14 protein-coding genes are annotated in these 14,731 nt (G+C 74.3%); 6 read left to right on the forward strand and 8 right to left on the reverse strand.

All coding sequences use genetic code 11. The annotated features are described in order from the left end of the window. The first annotated feature begins 156 nt into the window (after nucleotides 1-156). A complete protein-coding gene (locus ACNF49_RS26840) occupies nucleotides 157-858 on the forward strand; it encodes a 4'-phosphopantetheinyl transferase family protein (protein WP_357981121.1) in 702 nt (233 codons plus the stop codon). Nucleotides 859-871: 13 nt separating this feature from the next. On the opposite strand, the gene ACNF49_RS26845 is transcribed toward ACNF49_RS26840, so the two are convergent. Further along, nucleotides 872-1,495 (reverse strand): flavin reductase family protein, encoded by a 624-nt coding sequence (locus ACNF49_RS26845; protein ID WP_357981118.1) that lies wholly within the window; start codon nucleotides 1,493-1,495, stop codon nucleotides 872-874. Between the two features lie 59 nt (nucleotides 1,496-1,554). Further along, nucleotides 1,555-2,736: a mannose-6-phosphate isomerase, class I gene (gene manA, locus ACNF49_RS26850; protein WP_482945404.1), complete on the reverse strand. Its 1,182-nt coding sequence runs from the start codon at nucleotides 2,734-2,736 to the stop codon at nucleotides 1,555-1,557. Nucleotides 2,737-2,851: 115 nt separating this feature from the next. Between manA and ACNF49_RS26855 the strand changes: the two genes are divergently transcribed. Further along, on the forward strand, nucleotides 2,852-3,457 hold the full coding sequence (locus tag ACNF49_RS26855; RefSeq protein WP_482945405.1) for a TetR/AcrR family transcriptional regulator: 606 nt from the start codon (nucleotides 2,852-2,854) through the stop codon (nucleotides 3,455-3,457). Here the strand turns inward: ACNF49_RS26855 and ACNF49_RS26860 are convergent. Beyond that, complete coding sequence (locus ACNF49_RS26860; RefSeq protein ID WP_482945406.1) at nucleotides 3,397-4,482, reverse strand: hypothetical protein; 1,086 nt, start codon at nucleotides 4,480-4,482, stop codon at nucleotides 3,397-3,399. The two genes, ACNF49_RS26855 and ACNF49_RS26860, sit on opposite strands and share 61 nt — an antisense overlap. A gap of 273 nt (nucleotides 4,483-4,755) precedes the next feature. On the opposite strand from ACNF49_RS26860, the gene ACNF49_RS26865 reads away from it, so the two are divergent. After that, nucleotides 4,756-5,355 carry a ThuA domain-containing protein gene (locus ACNF49_RS26865; RefSeq protein ID WP_482945407.1) on the forward strand — a complete coding sequence of 200 codons (600 nt, stop codon included), beginning with the start codon at nucleotides 4,756-4,758 and terminating at the stop codon, nucleotides 5,353-5,355. A gap of 1 nt (nucleotide 5,356) precedes the next feature. Here ACNF49_RS26865 and ACNF49_RS26870 read toward each other — a convergent pair whose 3' ends face one another. Beyond that, nucleotides 5,357-6,325, reverse strand: a complete 969-nt coding sequence (locus ACNF49_RS26870; protein WP_482945408.1) for an NAD(P)-dependent alcohol dehydrogenase — start codon at nucleotides 6,323-6,325, stop codon at nucleotides 5,357-5,359. Between the two features lie 332 nt (nucleotides 6,326-6,657). Between ACNF49_RS26870 and ACNF49_RS26875 the strand changes: the two genes are divergently transcribed. Beyond that, nucleotides 6,658-8,517 (forward strand): trypsin-like peptidase domain-containing protein, encoded by a 1,860-nt coding sequence (locus ACNF49_RS26875; protein ID WP_482945409.1) that lies wholly within the window; start codon nucleotides 6,658-6,660, stop codon nucleotides 8,515-8,517. A gap of 72 nt (nucleotides 8,518-8,589) precedes the next feature. Then, complete coding sequence (locus tag ACNF49_RS26880) at nucleotides 8,590-9,648, forward strand: Glu/Leu/Phe/Val dehydrogenase dimerization domain-containing protein (protein WP_482945410.1); 1,059 nt, start codon at nucleotides 8,590-8,592, stop codon at nucleotides 9,646-9,648. A gap of 627 nt (nucleotides 9,649-10,275) precedes the next feature. Here the strand turns inward: ACNF49_RS26880 and ACNF49_RS26885 are convergent. Next, complete coding sequence (locus tag ACNF49_RS26885) at nucleotides 10,276-10,920, reverse strand: TetR/AcrR family transcriptional regulator (protein WP_357981094.1); 645 nt, start codon at nucleotides 10,918-10,920, stop codon at nucleotides 10,276-10,278. A gap of 538 nt (nucleotides 10,921-11,458) precedes the next feature. Here ACNF49_RS26885 and ACNF49_RS26890 point away from each other — a divergent pair. Further along, entirely contained in the window at nucleotides 11,459-11,842 is a 384-nt protein-coding gene (locus ACNF49_RS26890) for a VOC family protein (protein ID WP_482945411.1), read from the forward strand. A gap of 11 nt (nucleotides 11,843-11,853) precedes the next feature. On the opposite strand, the gene ACNF49_RS26895 is transcribed toward ACNF49_RS26890, so the two are convergent. The 3 genes from ACNF49_RS26895 to ACNF49_RS26905 form a co-directional block, all read right to left on the reverse strand. Continuing rightward, entirely contained in the window at nucleotides 11,854-12,642 is a 789-nt protein-coding gene (locus ACNF49_RS26895; protein ID WP_482945412.1) for an alpha/beta fold hydrolase, read from the reverse strand. 221 nt (nucleotides 12,643-12,863) lie between these two features. Further along, the gene (locus ACNF49_RS26900) at nucleotides 12,864-13,520 is read right to left on the reverse strand and encodes a response regulator transcription factor (RefSeq protein WP_482945413.1); all 657 of its coding nucleotides are present in this window, start codon (nucleotides 13,518-13,520) and stop codon (nucleotides 12,864-12,866) included. Beyond that, a complete protein-coding gene (locus ACNF49_RS26905) occupies nucleotides 13,517-14,668 on the reverse strand; it encodes a sensor histidine kinase (protein WP_482945414.1) in 1,152 nt (383 codons plus the stop codon). The genes ACNF49_RS26900 and ACNF49_RS26905 overlap by 4 nt, the downstream gene beginning before the upstream one ends. Nucleotides 14,669-14,731: the final 63 nt, after the last annotated feature.

A 14,731-nucleotide genomic window follows, 5' to 3' on the forward strand; every position in this document is an offset into this window, starting at 1 on the left:
TCCGCCGCCGCACGAGGCGTTCGAGGAGGTGCGGGCGGAGAAGCTGCGCGAGACGGCCGTCCGGGCGTGGCGGCCGGGTCGGTCGATCATGCGATCCCGGCCGCCGTGCCGCGGCCGGAGGTCATCCGTAGCGCGGGAGCGCGGAATGGAGGCTCGATGAGGTGGCTGGCTCGCGGGGAGGGGCAACTCCCGGCGGGGGAGGACCGGACGGGCGACGGGCGGCCCGCCGAGCACCCGCTCGCCCGCTGGACCGTCGGTCAGGCCCTGCACCTGGTCTGTCCCGGCCCCGCCGGTGACCCCGACGTGCGGCGGCGTCCCGACGGCGCGGCGCAGGCGTGGCGGGACGGCCGCCCGCTGCCGGTGGGCATCTCGATCACCAGCCGCGCCGGATGGGCGGTGTGCCTGCTCGGCCTGGAGCCGGGGGCCGTCGGCTGCGACCTGCAACTGGTCGAGCCGCGCGGCCCGGGGTTCGTCGCCGACCGGTTCACCCGCCAGGAGCAGCGCATCGCCGGCGACGACCCGCTGCTGGGCAGCCTGCTGTGGTCGGCCAAGGAGAGCGCGGCGCAGGTGCTGCGCCGCGCCGAGAGCCGGGCGCTGGAGGTGTCGCTGGGCTGCGGCCGGCCCTCCGACGGGTGGAGCGGGCTGACCGTGCGCGCGGGCGGGCGCGGGGTGGCGCACGGGTGGTGGCGCCGGTTCGGGCCGCTCGTGCTGACCGTGGCGGCCGACCGTCCCACGCCGCCGCCGCGCGGGCTGGAGGAGCCGTCGGCGCTGGCCTCGGCGTCGGTGCTGGGGTCGGGTCAGCCCGTTGTCCCGTCGCCGGCCGAGTCGTACGCCGGGTGCGCCTCGCGGGCCGGCTGACCCGCCGCGGCGCTCAGGCCGGGCCCGGCGTCTGCGACCGGTAGGAGTGGCCGAGCTCCGGGCCGAGGCCGAAGTAGTGACGGAAGTTGTACAGCAGCGGGCTCCACGCGGACGGGTCCACGTGGTGGGTGCCGGGGACGACGATCCGCGGGTCGGCGTGCACCCTGCGCACGACGGCCTCGACGATGACGAAGTCCTCGGACACGTCCGGCAGGATCCGCGCGGCGGCCGCCTCCAGCTGGAGGGGGCACTCGGCCACGCGTGGCGGCCGGACGGTCTCGGAGGGCTCGGGGCGCAGGCCCGCCGCGCCGAACTTGTCGGGCTCGAAGCGGCAGCCGGCCGCCTTGGTGTCGGGCACCGGGTCGCGGCCGGTGAGCGGCGCGAGCCGTTCCACCTGCGGCCACAGGTGCGGGGCCGGCAGGTTGACGACCAGTTCGGGCCGGTCGGCCAGGTTGCGCGCGGTCTGCCCGTCGGCGCCGAGGCCGAGCACGACGGTCCGGCCGAGCGCCCAGGCCGACGACATCGGGGCCAGGTTGGCCGACCCGTCGGGGTTCTCCGTGCTCAGCAGCACGACCGGGGTGCCGAAGTAGAGGATGCTGGGCTCGATGGCGAGGTGGCCGAGGGTTGCCGTGTTCATGGCAGGAGCCTAGGAACACGACGTTCAACCGCCGGCCGAAATGTCCCCGTCGTGCTGATCTACATCGTAAAGGCGCCCGGCTGGGCCACGTACGCCACGCCCTTGCCGGACAGGCCTGCGCCCGCGACGGCCGGGACGAACGCCGACTCGCCCGGCCGCAGCGTCAGCTCGCCCCGATCCGGAACGAGGCGGGCCTCGCCCTCCAGGCACAACACGATCCGGGGCAGCCCGCCGGGCAGCTCGAAGGAGGCGGCCTCGGCCAGGTCGTAACGCGTGAGGGCGAACTCGGGAGCCGGCGGGACGTAACGCCGCTCCCCGTCGGCCGGGCACTCGGGCTCGACCAGGTGCGGCTCGGCGGGCGTGAAGTCGACCACCCGCATCAGCTCGGGCGCGTCGACGTGCTTGGTGGTCAGCCCGCAGCGCAGGACGTTGTCGGAGCTGGCCATGATCTCCACGCCGACGCCGCCCAGGTAGGCGTGCGGCACGCCGGCGCCGAGGTAGAGGGCCTGGCCGGGCCGCAGATCGACGTGGTTGAGCAGCAGCGCGGCCACGACTCCGGGGTCGCCGGGGCAGGCTGCGGCGATGTCGGCGTACGGGGCCAGGTCCGGGTCGGAGCTGCCGGCGAGCGCGTCCTCGACCTGGGCGCGCAGCGGCGCGGAGGCGTCGTCCAGCATCTGCGCGAAGACCGCGCGCAGGGCCTGACCGGCGGGCCGGACGGCGAGCGCATCGATCCAGGGCTGCAGGCCCGGCACGCCGAGCCGGGCGAGCAGCCCGGCGGTGACGACGGGGGAGCGGAAGCCGCACAGCCCGTGGAAGGGCGTGATCGCGCAGACCATCTCGGGCTTGTGCGAGCGGTCCTTGTAGGTGCGGGCCGGGTCGCCGATCGGCACGCCGCGCGCCTCCTCGGCGGCGAACCCGGCCTCGGCCTGCGCGATCGTGGGGTGGACCTGGAGCGACAGCGGCCGGGCGACCGCGAGCACCTTCAGCAGGTACGGCAGCGCGGGCCCGAACCTGGCGACCGCCGGCGCGCCGAGTGCGGCGACGGGGTCGCCGGCGATGAGCCGGTCGAGGGGCACGCCGCCGGCGATCGACGGGTCGGCGGGATGGGCGCCCATCCAGAGCTCGGCCTGCGGGCGGCCGGTCGGCTCGGTGCCGAACAGCTCGGGCATGGCGGTGACGGAACCCCAGTCGTAGGGCCGGATCGTGGTGTCCAGGCGCAGGGGCAGTTCGAACGTCGGCACAGGGCAGGAGCGTAGTCGCCGGCGGCCCCTCCCGTGCGGCCGGGGCCGGACGGGGCTGCACGCCGGTATAGGATGCTTTCCCAGTGAACAGTCCGCTGTACGAATCGGTGGTGCGATGACAACCGTCCAGGACCCGGAGGACCTCACCGCGCGGGCCCGCATCCGCGACGCGGCGATCCGGCACATCGGCGAGCACGGGTTCGAGCGGGCCACGATCCGCGACATCGCCGAGTCGGCGGGGGTCTCGCTCGGCCTGGTCCGCCACCACTTCGGCGCCAAGCAGGCGCTGCGCGAGGCGTGCGACGAGCACCTGATGAGGATGGTGCGCCGGCTCAACGCCGAGGCCGCCGGCAGCCCGCCGGCCGGCTTCAACCCGGTGGCCGCGCTCGGCCCCTACCGCGCCTACCTGGCGCGGGCGCTGACCGAGGGCTGGGCCGCGCCGCTGTTCGACGAGATGACCCGGCTCGGCGAGCGCTGGCTGGCCGCCGCCGACCAGGACCGGTCAGATCCGCCGGACGTGCCGGCGCGGGCGCGGGCGGCGGTGATGGCCGCGATGGCGCTGTCGGTCACGGTCCTGTACCCGCACGTCTGCCGCGGCATGGGCGCCGACCTGTCCACGCCGGAGGGCGAGCGCCTGCTGATGCGCACGCTGATCGAGGTCTACTCCCACCCGGTGCTCGGCCCGGAGGCCGCCGCCGAGGCGCGCGCCTGGCTCGGCTGACCCGCGATCAGCGCGGCCCGGCTGCGCTCGTCCGGCCAGACCGACGCGAGGTCCACGTACGGGCGGAGCAGGCCGGTCAGCTCGGGGTCGCCGCGGCCGTTGAGCTCCTCGGAGGCGATCTTGCGCGCCACTCCGGCGACGATGTCGGCCACCTGGACGCGGGGGTCCAGGTGCGAGGCGACCAGCGTCAGGCCGGTCAGCACCAGCGGGCCCGCGGGGCCGTCCGGGCGGGCCAGCAGCAGCCGCAGCCGCTCGATGCGCTCCTCGGTCAGCGTCGTCTGCCGGTCGTGCACGACGGAGACGGGCCGGCCGCCCGCGCCCCAGTGGGCGACCGCGTGCGCGATGGCCGGGATCAGCGGGTCGAGCGCGGGGAAGACGTGCGGGTCGTCGAGCAGGCGCGCGGTGAAGGCGTCCACGAGCGGCCGGGCGGCCCACAGCTCGTCCATGATCTCGCCGGCCGGGCCGGGGGTGGTGCGCAGGTCGGCGACCAGCTCGAAGGCCGACTCGGCGGAGATCTCGGGGCCGCGGCCGTTCCTGGCCCGCAGCAGGTGGTTGAAGGCGTCGAGGAAGGCCGTCCAGCGTGCGGGGCCGAAGGCGTGGCGGCCCTCCTGGTAGAGGGTGGCCGCCATGGCGGCCGAGCGTTCGTCCTGGTCGAGGCCGAGGCTGGAGTGGTGGCCGGTGAGCAGGTCGGTCACCTTGCTCACGGCGAAGTACGCCTTGTCGGTCAGGTGCACGCGGGCCCGGCCGAGGATGGGGCCAGACGGGCCGAGCAGCCAGACCAGGGTGGCCCGGTTCTTCTCGCGCAGCACGTGCCCGGCCTTGTACTCGGTGACCGGGGAGGGCGCCCTGAGGCGCAGCTCGCGTACGCAGTCGGCCGCGGCGGTCACGTCGAGGGAGACGCCGGCGTGGGCGAACACGTCGGTGTTGCCGCCGACGAGCTTCTCGCCCTCCGCGCCGGACTCGTCGCAGGCGATCTCGACAGGGTGGCCGTCCGGCGGGAGGCCTGCCTGCGCGCGGCTCTGCATGACTTCCATGGTCACTGGCGAACCTACCCAAACCGTCCTTCCTCCCGCGAGACATTTTCCGCCCGCCCACCGGAGGCGGAACCGGCGGGCGGACGGGTAAGGACCGGACGGTAGGTGCGGCAGGTCCGGAGGGAGAACAGCGCGCGTGAGCATCAACGTGACCGTCTGGGGCGAGAACGTACACGAGCAGCGGGAGGAGGAGGTGCGCCGCCGCTACCCCGAGGGCATGCACGGCGCGGTCGCCGGCGGCCTGCGCGAGCACCTGGGGAGCGGGTGCGCGTGCGCACCGCGACGTTGCAGGACCCCGAGCACGGTCTCGACGCCGCGACGCTGGCCGGCACCGACGTGCTCACCTGGTGGGGGCACGCGGCGCACGAGGAGGTGGACGACGAGGTCGTGGCGCGGGTGTGCGAGCGCGTCTGGGCCGGGATGGGCCTGCTGGTGCTGCACTCGGGCCACTACTCCAAGGTCTTCCGCGCCCTCATGGGCACCACCTGCACGGTCAACTGGCGCGACACCGCCGACCGCGAGCTGGTCTGGACGGTGGAGCCGGCCCACCCGATCGCCGCGGGCGTGCCCCAGCCGCTGGTCATCCCCGAGCAGGAGACCTACGGCGAGCCGTTCGGCGTCCCGGCGCCCGACGAGCTGGTGTTCGTCAGCTCCTTCTCCGGGGGCGAGGTGTTCCGCAGCGGCTGCTGCTACCGGCGCGGCAAGGGGCGCGTCTTCTACTTCAGCCCCGGCGACCAGAACTACCCGGTCTTCCACCAGCCGGGCGTGCGGCGGATCCTGGCCAACGCGGTGGTGTGGGCGGCGCCCGCCGAGGGCGCGGGCGAACCGCTGCGCAACACCCGCGTCGCCGTGGGCGACTGGTGACCTACCTCGGGCCGGGCATGACGATGACGACCTTGCCGGTCACGTGGCCCGACCGCAGGTGATCCATCGCGTCGGAGAAGCCGGCGAGCGGGAAGGTCCTGCCGACCACGGGGGTGAGCTCGCCGGTCGCGGCGAGGCCGGCCAGGTGGCGCAGGTCCGCCGGATCGGTCCGGGTGATCGGGGCGCGCAGGGTGTGCCGGACGAACGGCGACAGCGCCGTCGCCCGGAGCTGGCGGCCGGTGCCGTGCAGCCAGCGGCCGGAGGCGTTCTCGCCGCCGACGATCACGAGCGTGCCCCGGCGGGTGAGCATCCGCCGCAGGTCCCGCAGGGGACGGTTGCCCGCGGTGTCGAGGACGACGTCGTGGCGGCCGGCGGCCGGCTCCTCGCGGGTGTGGTCGACGACCTCGTCCGCGCCGAGTGAGCGGACGAGGTCGCCCTTGCCGGGGCCGCAGACGGCGGTGACGTGCGCGCCGTGTGCCTTGGCGAGCTGGACGGCGAACGTCCCCACCCCGCCGCCCGCGCCGATGACCAGCACGCGCTGCCCCGGGCGGAGGCGGGCGTGGTCGCGCAGCGCCTGGAGGGCGGTCAGGCCGCTGGTCGGGACGGCGGCGGCGGCCTCGGACGACAGGCCGGCCGGTGTGGGGACGAGACGGTCCGCGCGGGCGACGGCGTGCTCGGCGAGCGCGCCGTCGCAGACCCCGAAGACCTCGTCGCCGAGGGCGAGGCCGGTGACTCCCGGTCCGACGGCCGCCACGGTCCCGGCGACGTCGCGGCCGAGGAGGGGCGAGCGGGGGCGGCGCAGCCCGGTGGCGAGGCGGACGGGGTAGGGCAGCCCGGCGCCGAGGTGCCAGACGCCGTGGTCGAGGCAGGCGGCGTGCACGCGCAGGAGCGCTTCGCCGGGGCCGGGGGCGGGGCGGTCGAGGTCGGTGAGGGCCGGGGGGCCGTAGACGTGCCGGGTGATGGCCTTCAAGGCGGGTCTCCATGTCAAAGAAAGTAGACATGATGAACGTAAAAGAAGGCGGACATCATGTCAATGATTTTGTACATCGCCCTGCCTGGGAGGGCTGCCCGGAGTGACGCGCTGGGATTTTCGGCCCGATAACCCGAAATATCGGTATCGCTACCGATAACGGTACGGATGGGAGGCGGAGTTACCCTCTGCCCACCCCCCACCACGGCGGGCCGCCTGTTCGCCGGCTCCGCCGGCCTCTGGCCGGCGCGGCCTACGTGCCCGGACCGGGCCCTGGCTCCCGGCGACCGGCGGCCTGCTTCGGTCACCCCTCACGTGGAGGTGTCCCCCGCATGAATCCTTCCCGATGGAGAGCGGCGGCCACGGCGTTGATCGCCGCGCTGGCCGTCGTCGCGCCGGCGACCCCGGCCCCCGCCCTCGCGCAGGTCCCCGCCGCCGCACCCCTGCGGGCGCAGCTCGACAGCCGGGTCTCCCCGGCCGGCGAGGAGGTGCTCGCCGACCTGTCCCTGCCCTACGGCGCGGCCGGACGGAGCTGGAGCACACGCGTCACCCGACCCGGCTCCCGCTACGTCAAGGTGCACTTCGCCGCGCTCACCCTCGTGCCCGGCGACTACGTCACCGTCGCCTCGCCGGACGGCCGCGAGATCCACACCTACTACGGCGACCCCACCCGCGGCCGCTACCCGGCCGGCTCGGGGTACACGCTGCACGGCGTCCCCGGCTTCGCCGCGCTCTCCGTGGACGGGGACACGGCGGTGGTCACCCTGCACGCGTCCGGGCCGCGCAACGCCGTCCGGCTGGCCCGTCAGGGCTTCGGCGTGCGCATCGACCGGTACTTCCGCGGCTACACCACCCAGGAGGCCGCGGCCCTGACGCCGAGGACGTTCAGCGTCTGCGGCACCGACGCGCGGCGGGACGTGGTCTGCTACAAGGACAGCAACCCCACCGAGTACGCCCGCAGCCGCGCCGTGGCCCGCCAGTTGCTCAACGGCCTCGGCTACTGCACGGCCTGGCGGGTCGGCAACACCAACCGCATGCTGACCAACCACCACTGCATGGAGAGCGCCGCCGACCTGAGCGCCAGTGAGTTCCAGTTCGACTACGACTGCGCCACCTGCGGCGGCGACAACCCGGGCGCCGGGACGAAGGTCGGCGGCGGCCAGTTCCTGAAGACCAGCGCACTCGAAGCGCTCGACTACACGCTCTTCAGCGTCGCCGACTTCGCCGCGATCCAGCAGTTCGGCACCCTGTACCTCGATCCGCGCCCCCCGGTGGCGGGCGAGCGCATCTACATCCCCGGCCACGGCGACACCTTGCCCAAGCGCCTGTCCCTGTACGAGGACACGCAGGGCGGCGCGGCCTGCAAGATCGACGTGGTGTCGTCGGGCGTCAACACCGGCTACCGCTGCGACACCTCCGGCGGGAACTCCGGCTCCCCGGTGATCGCCGCCTCCAGCCACAAGGTGATCGCGCTGCACCACCTCGGCGGCTGCCCCAACTGGGGGACCCGGATCACCGAGGTGTACAACGAGATCTCCGGGATGATCGACAACACCCCGCCGAACGGCGGCGGCGACGACTTCGCGATGTCGCTCTCGCCCACGAGCGGCGGCGTCACGCCGGGCGGGTCGGCCACGAGCACCATCTCCACCTCCGTCACGCGCGGCGGGCCCCAGCAGATGCAGTTCTCGGCCGCCGGGCTGCCGGCGGGGGCTACCGCGACGTTCGCGCCGCCCACCGTCCAGTCGGGCGGGACGTCCGTCATGACGGTCTCCACCTCCGCGCAGACGCCCGGCGGCGTGTACACGATCACGGTCACCGCCACCGGCCCGGCCGTCACCCACACGGCCGCCTTCGTCCTGTCCGTGGCCGTCGCGGGCGGCTGCTCCGGCTACGAGACCACCAAGTCCGGGACGCTGGCCTCTGGGGCGGAGCAGTACCAGCCCGACGGCGGGTATCTGCAGACCACCGTCACCGGCCCGCACCAGGCGTGCCTGGACGGCCCGTCCGGCGCCGACTTCGACCTGTACCTGCAGCGCTGGAACGGGTCCACGTGGGCGACGGTCGCCCAGAGCGCCGGGTCGGGAGCCGACGAGACACTCAACTACACCGGCGCGGCCGGGTACTACCGCTACCGGGTGCACTCCTACTCCGGGACCGGTTCGTACACCTTGGGATACAACGCTCCCTGACCCATGGACAGGCGGCCGAGCGGCGCCGAGATTGGGCGGCAGGCACGGTTCGCACGGACGCGGGGAGCGCGGATGAGGATCATGGAACTCGTCTCGGTGGACGGCTGCATCGCCTTCGACCTGGACTGCCCGGTCAGCGCGGGCGGCACCCGGCTGGCGCCGGACGTCACCCGCGCGGAGGCGGGGCTGCTGGCGCGGGCGATGACGTACAAGCTGGCCGTGCTCGGCGAGCGGATCGGCGGGGCCAAGGCGGTGCTGCGGGCCTCGCCGGCCGACCGGGCGGGCACGGTGGCGCGCTTCTGCCGGGAGGTCGCGCCGCTGGTCGAGAAGGGCACCTTCCTCACCTCCTCGGACCTGGGCACGCGGACGCAGGACTTCGCGCCGCTGCCCGGGTACCGGGCCGACTCGATCATGCACGGGGAGGCCGGCGGCGAGCTGGTGGACACCGTCGTGACCGGGCTGGGCGTGGTCGTGGCCGCCGGGACGGCGCTCGGCGGGCTGGCCGGGCGGACGCTGGCGGTGGAGGGCTTCGGCAAGGTCGGCAGCGCCGTCGTGCGCGAGGCGGCCCGGCGCGGCGCGCGCCTGGTCGCTCTGTCCACCCTGCACGGGTGCGTCAGCGACCCCGCCGGGCTGGACGTCGCGGCCCTGGAGGAACTGCGCGCCGAGCATGGTGACGCGTGCGTGACCCGGCTCGGCCTGCCCGTGCTGCCGCCGGAGGCGCTGTACGAGGTCGCCGCCGACGTGCTGGTCCCCGGGGCGCGGACCGGCACCCTGTCGGCGCGGCGGGCGGCGACGGTGCGGGCCGGCCTGGTCGCGCCGGCCGCGAACGTGCCCTACACCCCCCAGGGGCTGCGGACGCTGGGGGAGCGGGGCGTGGTGACGCTGGCGGACTTCGTCTGCGGCGCGGGCGCCACGATCGGCTACCTCGCCGAACGGGCGGGAACGGTCTCCACCGCGGACGAGGTCGGCCACCTGGTCGAGAACCGCGTCGCGGAGATCACCGCCGCCGCCCTGCACCATGCCGAAGGCCCGTACGCCGGCGCCTGCACCCTGGCCGAAGACTTCCTGTCAACCTGGCAGCCCCCACCCACCCCACCCCTGGCCCCGGACCCAGCCGACTCCCGACACTGAGCCGACTCCTGAGCGAGCAACGGCCCCTGAGGCGTGGTCGGGCTCCGACCCGGCGATGCTGCCTGGGACTTCAGCGACCTGGCGCCCCCTGCCGGGCCTGTCGCCGCCCCCGATCCACTCGACTCCTGAGACCGGGACGGCTCCGGGCTGCCCGAGTTCCAGAGGCCTCCGGAACTCGGGCGGCCCGGAACCCGGTGTCGCTCGTGCCCCCTAAGCTCGGCGTCCTTACGCCGGCGCCGGTCCTTGAGGCTCGGGCGGCCGGGAATCGGGCGGCCTGGGATTCTGGTGGCCTGGCAGCCCCGGGCGGCCCGCCCGGCCCTCGACCCGGACGGTTCCTGGGGCTGGGCCAGCTTGGCCTCGGGCGGCGGCCTCTGGAACTCAGGCGGCCCAGAGCCCGGCGTTGTCCCTGAGCTTGGGTGCCCCGGACTCGGGCGGAGGTGCCTGGGATTCTGGCGATCTGGCAGCCTCCGTCCGGCCCGCCGGTGGCCCCAACCCGGACGGTTCCTGAGACGGAGGCGGCTCTTGAGCCTCGGCCGCTCTTGAGCCTTGGAGGGCTCCTGAGACTTAACGGCTTCTGAAACTAGGGGCGGCCTTCTGAGGCCAGGGGCCTGGGACTCGGGCGGCTCTTCATGCGGATGCGTAGTCGGAGAGTGCGGGTTCGAGGAGGTCGAAGGCGCGGGTGGCGTCGGTGGCGGTCGTGTCGGCGATGCGGTCGTTGGGGAGGCCCGCCAGGGTGAGCTCCTGGATGCGCTGGAACAGCACCCGGTGCACGGTTCCCAGCAGCCCGGCGGCGGTCTGGACGGTGATGTCGCCGGCCGTCGCGCCCGTGGCGTCGGCGAGGGCCTGGGCGAGACGCTGTTCGCGCTGGTCGTGCAGGCCGCGCAGGCAGGACGTCAGGGTGGGGCTGTCGGCGATCATGCGGGCGAACTCCGGTCCGGAGAACCCGGCCACCGGATCCTGGGCCGCGACGGAGGCCAGGAAGGCACGTCGTAGAGCGGACAGGGCCGACTCACCGGGGCCGCGGGCGGCGACGGCGTCGGCCAGGGCGGACGTGAACGCCTCCTGATGGTCGAGGGCCAGGTCCTCCTTGCGCGGGAAGTAGTTGGTGACCGTCTTCTTGGCGATGCGGGCGGCGGTGGCGATCTCGGCGATGGTGGTCTGCTCGAACCCTTGGGCGATGAACAGCCTGGTGGCGTGGTCGGAGATGAGCTGCCGGGTCTCCTGCTTCTTGGATTCGCGGAGGCCGGGTGCGGGCGAGGTCTCGTGAGCCATGAGGAAATCTTACCCTTGTTGTATTTTTACGTTGACACCCCGCAGACCCTCGGGCTATATTTACGTCCGTCGTAAGTTTGCGACCGATGAACGAAAAGGAGAACCTGCTTGGAACTCAACCTCTTCCCGGCTGTAGCTTTCAAGATCGACCTCGGGGGGTCGGACGGCCGCGACCGCAAGTCGCCGGGCGCCTCCCTCCCGGGCGGCGGACTCCGCAGACCGTCCGCCGACCATGGCGCACGGGGATGGCGGGACCCCCAAGTGGCCCGCAACCTCCCCCGCCGCCGCGCCCACTGATCCCCGCCCTCCCCGCGACGATCGCCCCTCGCCCCACCGACCACGTCGACCGCTGACGACGCCCGCTGCCGACCACGCCCGCTGCGCCCACCTCCACGGCGGTCCAGATCCGCAGCGGCCCACGTCCACAGCGGCCCACGTCCGCCGGGGTCGTCGGCCCTCGTGGTCGACGTCGGGCAGGCCGTCCGAACCGGCCGCTCGTGTTTCGCTCAGCCGTTTTTCATCCCTTACGGAGACCTTCTTGCAGATCACCACGTCCACCGTCTCGCTCACTGTTGCCGACGTCGCCGCCTCCCAGGCGTTCCTCACCGAACACCTGGGCTACACCGTCCGGGTCGCCGCGGACGGCTTCGCCTCGCTCACCCGCGCCGACGCGATGGACATCGTGCTGCTCGCCCGCGGCATCGAGGTCCTGCCGCCGGAGCAGCGCGACCAGCACGCCTCCGGCCTCATCCTGGCCTTCACCCTGGACGGCGGCCTGGACGGGCAGGAGAAGCTGCTGCGTGACGCAGGCGTCGAGATCACCATGCCGCTGCGCGAGGAGCCCTGGGGCGAGCGCCTGTTCCAGGTGACGGACCCCAACGGGGTCGTCATCCAGTTCGTCGAGTGGGTGGCTCCCGCCTGACCGGGGCCGTCTCAGCCGGTCTCGCGGGCCTGGCCGTCGAGGAAGTCCGCCACGAGCGCCGCGAACTCCGCCGCCTGGTGCTCCAGCGGGATCACGCCGCCCTTGACCACGGCCCGGGTGCTGTGGGGAAGGGCGGCGGCCAGGCGTTCCAGCTCGGGGAATGCGAAGGGGTCGTCGGTGGCGCCGACGACCAGCACCGGGCAGCGGACCAGCCCGACCCGCTCCTCCATCCGGTACGCGGCCACCGCCTCGTGCCCGCGCTCCACCTCCGGCAGGACCGTCAGCGCGTCGCGGACGAAACGGGTCAGCAGCGCCCACGGGTAGTAAGGGGCCCGCCGGCTCCACAACTCGCCCAGATGGGAGCCGTCGGACTGCTCGCGCACGGCGTCGATGGAGGGATGGCCCGCACGACGACGCCGCCCTTCGGGGTCGACCATCGGCGTGGACGACAGCACCAGGGCGGTGACGCGTTCGGGCGCGCGCGCCGCCGTCTCGACCGCGATGACGCCGCCCGTGTGGTGCCCGGCCACGGCGGCTCGCGGCAGGCCGAGGGCGTCCATCAGGGCCAGCACGCCGGCGGCGTAGGTCTCGATCGAGTGCTCGGGTGGGGGAGCGGAGTTGCCGAAGCCGAGCGTGTCCATGGCGATGGCCTGCCGGGTGCGGCCGAGCAGGGGGAGCACCTCGCGGTATTCGTCCCATGAGCGGGGGGTCTGGTGCAGCAGGAGCACCGGTTCGCCCGTGCCGCACGAGGCGTGGTGGATCTGGCCGAACGGGGTGTCGGCATAGCCGAATCTGATCACGGCGTCTCCTCCTGCCTGCTCACCAGGGGCGGGCCGGCCCCGTCTCGCGGACGATCCCGGCCGGGGCGCGCCCCCGGCCGGCCTCACGTCCTCACGATCGCAGACGAGACCCCGCCGCGCATCAGCCCCTGGTCTGACCTCTCACCCCTCATCGGGCAGCCGCCGCACCCCCCATCGGAACGCCGCCGGTGAACGACTCCGGCGAGCGCCGGACGACCCCGCTACCCGATCCGGTACCCGACGCCCGGCCGGGTGCTGATCACCGGCGGTTCGCCCAGCTTGCGGCGCAGGCGGCCGACGGTGACGGTCACGGTGTTGGTGAACGGGTCGGCGTGCTCGTCCCAGACCTGTTCGAGCAGGGCCTCGGCGCTCAGGAAGCCGGGCGACGCGCGCAGCAGCGCCTCCAGCACGGCGAACTCCCTGACCGACAGCTCCACCGGACGGCCGTCCCGGGTGACGGCGTGCCGCAGCGGGTCGAGCTCGATCCCGCCACCGCGCAACGTACGCGGCCGGGCGCCGGGACGGCGGCGCGCCAGCGCCCTCACCCGCAGCACCAGCTCCGGGAAGTGGAAGGGCTTGGCCAGGTAGTCGTCGGCGCCCAGGGCCAGCCCGCTCACCCGGTCGCCGGGCGAGCCGGCCGCGGTCAGCATCAGGACCATGGGACGTTCGTCCTGGTCGGTGAGCATCTGGCAGAGGGTGTCGCCGTGGATGCCCGGCAGGTCGCGGTCGAGCAGCACCACGTCGTAGGGGGTGAGGTCGAGCTTGGCCGCCGCCTCCAGCCCGTCGTGGGCGACGTCCACCGCCATGCCCTGGTCGCGCAGGCCCTCGGCGAGCACGGCGGCCAGCGGCCGTGCGTCCTCCACCACCAGCACCCTCATGCCGGCAGCCGGACGGTGGCGCGCAGCCCGCCCTCGGGGCGGGCCGCGAGGTCGAGGCCGCCGCCGTGCGCCTGCGCGACGGCCGCGACGATCGACAGGCCGAGCCCCGAGCCGTCCCCCGACCCGGTGCGGTCCGCGCCGAGCCGCTGGAACGGCCGCCCCAGCCCCGCCACCTGTTCGGGGTCGAGCCGGTTCCCGCCGGACTCCACGACCAGCAGCGCCCACCGGCCGTCGGCCGCGGCCTCGACCTTGATCCAGCCGCCGTCCTGGTTGTGGACGATCGCGTTGTCGACGAGGTTGTGCACCATACGGGTGACCAGCGCGACGCTGCCCCGCGTCCGCACCCCCTCCGCGACGCCCTCGTCGTCCAGGGTGAGGCGCCGGGCCGCGAGGTCGGCGGCGCGGGCGTCCAGGGTGTGCCGCACCAGGTCGCCGAGCGTGATCGCGGCGGCGTCGGGCAGGCTGCCGTGCTGGGCGCGGGCCAGCGCGAGCAGGCCCTCCAGGAGCCGGTCGACCTGGTCGAGGTCGGTACGCATTCGGTCGGCCAGCGCCAGCGTCTGCGCCGGTACGGGCTCCGGCTTGGCCACGGCCACGTCCAGCCGGGCCCGCATGGTGGCCAGCGGGGTGCGCAACTCGTGCGAGGCGTCGGCGACGAACCGGCGTTGCGCGGCGAAGGCGCCCTCCAGGCGGGCGAGCAGGCCGTCGACGGTGTCGGCCAGGTCCTTGACCTCGTCGGCCGGGCCTGGCACGGCCAGGCGTTCGTGCAGGTTGTCGGCGGAGATGCGGCGGGTGGCGGCGGTGATCGTGCGCAGCGGGCGCAGCACCCGGCCCGCGACCACCCGGCCGAGCACGATCGACACCACGGCCATGACGGCCAGCGCGAGCACCGACCCGGCCAGGAGCTGGCGCGACTGCGTGGCGTGCACGTCGGCGAGCTGCGCCCGGAGCAGGGCGATGTGCTCCTCGGCGGCGGCCAGGGCCGGCCGGCCGCCGGGCCGTCCCGGCACTGGCTCGCTCCGCGACAGCGGCATGCCGGCGAGGTTGACCAGGACCAGCAGGGCCGCCCCTGAGGCCAGGAACAGCCCGCCGTACAGGAGGGTGAAGCGCAGCCGGACCGTGCGTGCGGGCAGCCTGGGACGTGACGGCATCTGTCTCCTTTCGGGAACTCCAGGATGCCGCCACCGACCTAACACCGGCATGACGGGGTCAGC

It is taken from the genome of Actinomadura sp. ATCC 39365 (assembly GCF_054392275.1).

Coding starts and splice junctions, on each gene's coding strand:
- ACNF49_RS26840 (WP_357981121.1), top strand. CDS start 157: ATGAGGTGGCTGGCTCGCGGGGAGGGGCAACTCCCGGCGGGGGAGGAC.
- ACNF49_RS26845 (WP_357981118.1), bottom strand. CDS start 1,495: ATGAACACGGCAACCCTCGGCCACCTCGCCATCGAGCCCAGCATCCTC.
- ACNF49_RS26855 (WP_482945405.1), top strand. CDS start 2,852: ATGACAACCGTCCAGGACCCGGAGGACCTCACCGCGCGGGCCCGCATC.
- ACNF49_RS26860 (WP_482945406.1), bottom strand. CDS start 4,482: ATGCAGAGCCGCGCGCAGGCAGGCCTCCCGCCGGACGGCCACCCTGTC.
- ACNF49_RS26875 (WP_482945409.1), top strand. CDS start 6,658: ATGAATCCTTCCCGATGGAGAGCGGCGGCCACGGCGTTGATCGCCGCG.
- ACNF49_RS26880 (WP_482945410.1), top strand. CDS start 8,590: ATGAGGATCATGGAACTCGTCTCGGTGGACGGCTGCATCGCCTTCGAC.
- ACNF49_RS26885 (WP_357981094.1), bottom strand. CDS start 10,920: ATGGCTCACGAGACCTCGCCCGCACCCGGCCTCCGCGAATCCAAGAAG.
- ACNF49_RS26900 (WP_482945413.1), bottom strand. CDS start 13,520: ATGAGGGTGCTGGTGGTGGAGGACGCACGGCCGCTGGCCGCCGTGCTC.
- ACNF49_RS26905 (WP_482945414.1), bottom strand. CDS start 14,668: ATGCCGTCACGTCCCAGGCTGCCCGCACGCACGGTCCGGCTGCGCTTC.